General features: G+C 64.5%; 4 protein-coding genes. All 4 read right to left on the bottom strand.

Translation table 11 applies throughout. The features are described from left to right. On the bottom strand, window positions 1–322 hold a 322-nt coding region (locus tag TX78_RS07715), incomplete at its 3' end, for a DoxX family protein (RefSeq protein WP_044495146.1). A gap of 178 nt (window positions 323–500) precedes the next feature. Continuing rightward, window positions 501–2213, bottom strand: coding sequence for an ABC1 kinase family protein (locus TX78_RS07710; RefSeq protein WP_044495144.1), 1713 nt, complete (start codon window positions 2211–2213; stop codon window positions 501–503). A 52-nt stretch (window positions 2214–2265) separates the two neighbouring features. Next, complete coding sequence (locus TX78_RS07705) at window positions 2266–2817, bottom strand: PadR family transcriptional regulator (protein WP_044495411.1); 552 nt, start codon at window positions 2815–2817, stop codon at window positions 2266–2268. A 209-nt stretch (window positions 2818–3026) separates the two neighbouring features. Further along, the coding region (locus TX78_RS14320) for an aldehyde dehydrogenase family protein (RefSeq protein ID WP_044495143.1) at window positions 3027–3366 on the bottom strand (340 nt) is incomplete at its 5' end.

Below are 3366 nucleotides of genomic sequence, written 5' to 3'. Positions count from 1 at the left end.
CAGCGCGCATCAGCTGCCGCTTCGGCGTCGACCCCTTCTTCGTGACCGCTCGGTGCGCGTCTACGGCCATCTGCACGTTGGCGGGGAAGACGGCGATGAGAAGCACCGCGGATCCCAGGCCAGCTGCGCGCCGGGTACGCGGCAGAAGCAGTCCGGCTCCGCAGAGCAGTTCGGCCACCCCTGAGGCGTAGACCAGCTCGCGCTTGAACGGCAGGGGCGCAGGCATGATCGGTTCGAACACCTGTGGCCGCACCAGATGAACGACGCCGGACACCAAAAACGCCGTAAGGACAGTCTTCGTGCCGCTCGTGAGGGACGTCATGCGTCCATTCTCGCAACTGATCGCGGCGAGCACTACGACTTCACGATTGGCGCACGTGGGCGGCCGCGGGGCTCGCGGCGGGAATGCTCTCGGATTTTCGATGCTGCGAACAAGGGAAACGGGCTGGCAGGCACCGAAAATCCGAGAGAAACGTGCCCGGGGGGCTGCTCGGCGCGCGTCAGCGGCGTCGTCGTCGGGGCAGCACTGCGTGCAGGAACGGGATCAGTGAGAGTCCGGCGACAACCGAACCTAGCGCGACACTCTCAGCGCGCAGCAGGATGCCGGCCAGTAGCAGCCCGGTGAACAGCACCGCCGAGACGATGCGCCGCCCAGTCCGCTCCAGCGCAATAAGCCGTCGCTCAAGGTCAGGGGTCCGCACCGCAATACGGCCATCCTCCACTCGCGCGATGGTCTCACTGATCCGGCCTGGCAGCCGCAGCGCGGTGGAGGCCGCAATCGCCACCTGCCGAGCGGCATCCTGCACTGCCGGTCCGCGCTGATCACGGATGAGCTGCTGGGCGTAGGGCTCGATGGCATCCCAGATGTTGAATCGCGGATCCAAGGTGCTGCACACCCCGGAGATCAATGACACCGTGCGCAGGGTCAGCAGGAAATTCTCCGGCAGTTGGAACGGCAGCGAGCGGACCAGGTCCCCGAACTCCTGAGCAAACTGCCGGAACTCCCGCGGATCCACTTCGCGCAGCTCAGCGAACCCCATGCCGCCGAACCGGGCGAAGAGCTGGGTCATCGCCCGTTCCAACTCCGCGGTATCAGCTGAAGGCAGCAGCACCCCCACGTCCTGGATGCCGTCCACCAGGCTCTTGCCATCCCGCGAGGCCGCAGCGATGAACACCCGCCGCAGCCCATTGCGCAGAGTGTCAGGAATTTCGCCCATCATGCCGAAGTCGATGAACGTCAGATGCCAGTCCGGAGCAGACTCTTCTGCTGCGGAGACCGCGGACCTCGGCGTCGGCGTCGGCGTCGGCGTCACGAAGATGTTCCCAGGATGGGGATCCGCATGGAAGAAACCATGGACAAAAAGCTGATCGAACATCACGTTCGCGAACTGCGCCGCCACCGCGGAGGGATCAATGCCGGCTTTACGTAGCGCCTGCACATCATTGATCTTGATGGCTGTGACGTCCTCCAGTGTCAGCACTCGACGCGTGGAGCGCTCCCACATCACCTCTGGAACGGACACCCGCTGATCTTCAGCGAAATTGGTCGCGAAGCGCTCGGCGTTGGCCGCCTCCTGCAGGTAGTCGATCTCTTCAAGACTGGTGGCAGCAAACTCCTCCACCAGTGCCGGGGCATCCACGCGGTCACTGACCAACCGGATATGTGAGAGCCAGCGGCCCACCCTCCGCAGTGCTGCCAGATCGACGTCAACCACGGCGTCGATCCCCGGTCGCTGGATCTTCACCATGGCTGCGTCAAAGCCTGCTGCCGCAGCGTCCTCAGCTAGTGGTCGCGCACGGTGAGCCTGCCCGAGGGAAGCTGCAGCCACCGACGTGGGATCCACCCAGCTGAACGCCTGGCTCAGAGGCAGCCCAAGATCAGCCTGAGCCACCGCCGCGATGTCTTCAAACGGCACCGGACTGACTTCGTCCTGCAGCCCTTCAAGCTCCTTGGTGATCTCTGGCGGAAGGACATCCAGTCGCGAGGACAGGAACTGCCCCACCTTGATCATCAACCCGCCCAAGTCTGCTGCAAGTACGTGGAATCGTTGCGCCAAACGTCGCATTCTCGAAGAGCGCCCGACGGCGGCCACGCGGCTGAGTCCCAAGCGAGGCAGGAACAGCTCGAACCACCAGAGTTGGATCAGGTGAAATGCAGCAAACCGGAGGATACGCCGGTAGCGGGCGCGCAGCCTTTTGGGTTCTGCGCTCACGCGGCTCCCTGGCGCAGCCGGGCAGTTCCGGAATCCGTGCTGAGCACTCCGGTCAGTCCTGCGCGAGGATGGCGTAAAGCTTCCGGCGCAGCTGTGCGAGTTCCCGCTCTGCCTGACGAATCTGCTCGGGAGAACCGGAGCGACCCACCTGGGCTGCTGCCTGGGCTACGTCCATACCCGCTTTGGAGAGCCCCCGCAGCGCGTCACCGCGGTGTTCAGGTCCCTGGCCTTGCGGCGCCCACGGCTCAGACGCGGCAACTGTCTCCTGGCCTTCCTCGGTGAGCGAGTACGTCTTTCGTCCAGCCTCTGTCTCGGCGCGGACGAGACCCTCATCAGCCAGCAGCTGCAGGGTGGGATACACCGAACCGGGGCTGGGCTTCCAGGCTCCAGCGCTGCGCTGTTCAATCTCGTTGATGATCTGGTAGCCGTGCATGGGCCGCTCGGCGAGCAGCGTCAGCACTGCCAGTCGGACATCGCCGCGGCTAGCTCGCGGCGGGGATTTGTGGGTGAAGGCGCTGCGCAGCTGGTCCAGGGCATTCCACATGTCCCCTGGTGCGCCGGGCATACCGGTGCGGCGGTCACCAAAGACTGAGTCACCGAACATGGACCTGAAGTGTGAATCGCCGGCAGATGGGCGTGTCATCACTACCTCCTCTATCCGTCACTCGGGATGAGTGCGGTACATCTCAACGATATATCGCCAAACCCGCCCTGGCGAGGGGCTGTCGAGAAGGAAACGCAGACGCGAAGGCGCCGCCACCCAGTAAAGGGCGGCGGCGCCTTCGCCAGCAGAGAGTCCTCCGTGGCTGGGGATCAGCTCTCGGTGGGGTGCTTCGCGATACGCACCAGACGCTCGTTGGTGAACTCCCGTAACGCCCACTCCGCGTTCTCCCGGCCGTAGCCGGAGTTGTTGACGCCTCCGAAGGGGAACTCAGGGCTGGAGTCCATGTGAGTGTTCACGAACGTCATACCGGCCTCGATCTGCTCGGCGAAGTTCCGTCCGCGCTCGCGGTCCTGGGTCCAGACCGAGGCCATCAGACCGTACTGGGTGCTGTTGGCGATGCGCAGGGCATCATCCTCGTCCTTCGCCTTGAACACCATCACTGCAGGCCCGAAGAGCTCGTTGCGCCCGAGGTCGCTGTCCAGGTCAATA

The organism is Nesterenkonia massiliensis (genome assembly GCF_000455245.1).
Lineage (GTDB): Bacteria > Actinomycetota > Actinomycetes > Actinomycetales > Micrococcaceae > Nesterenkonia > Nesterenkonia rhizosphaerae.
This window is presented reverse-complemented; position numbering and strand designations above follow the sequence as displayed.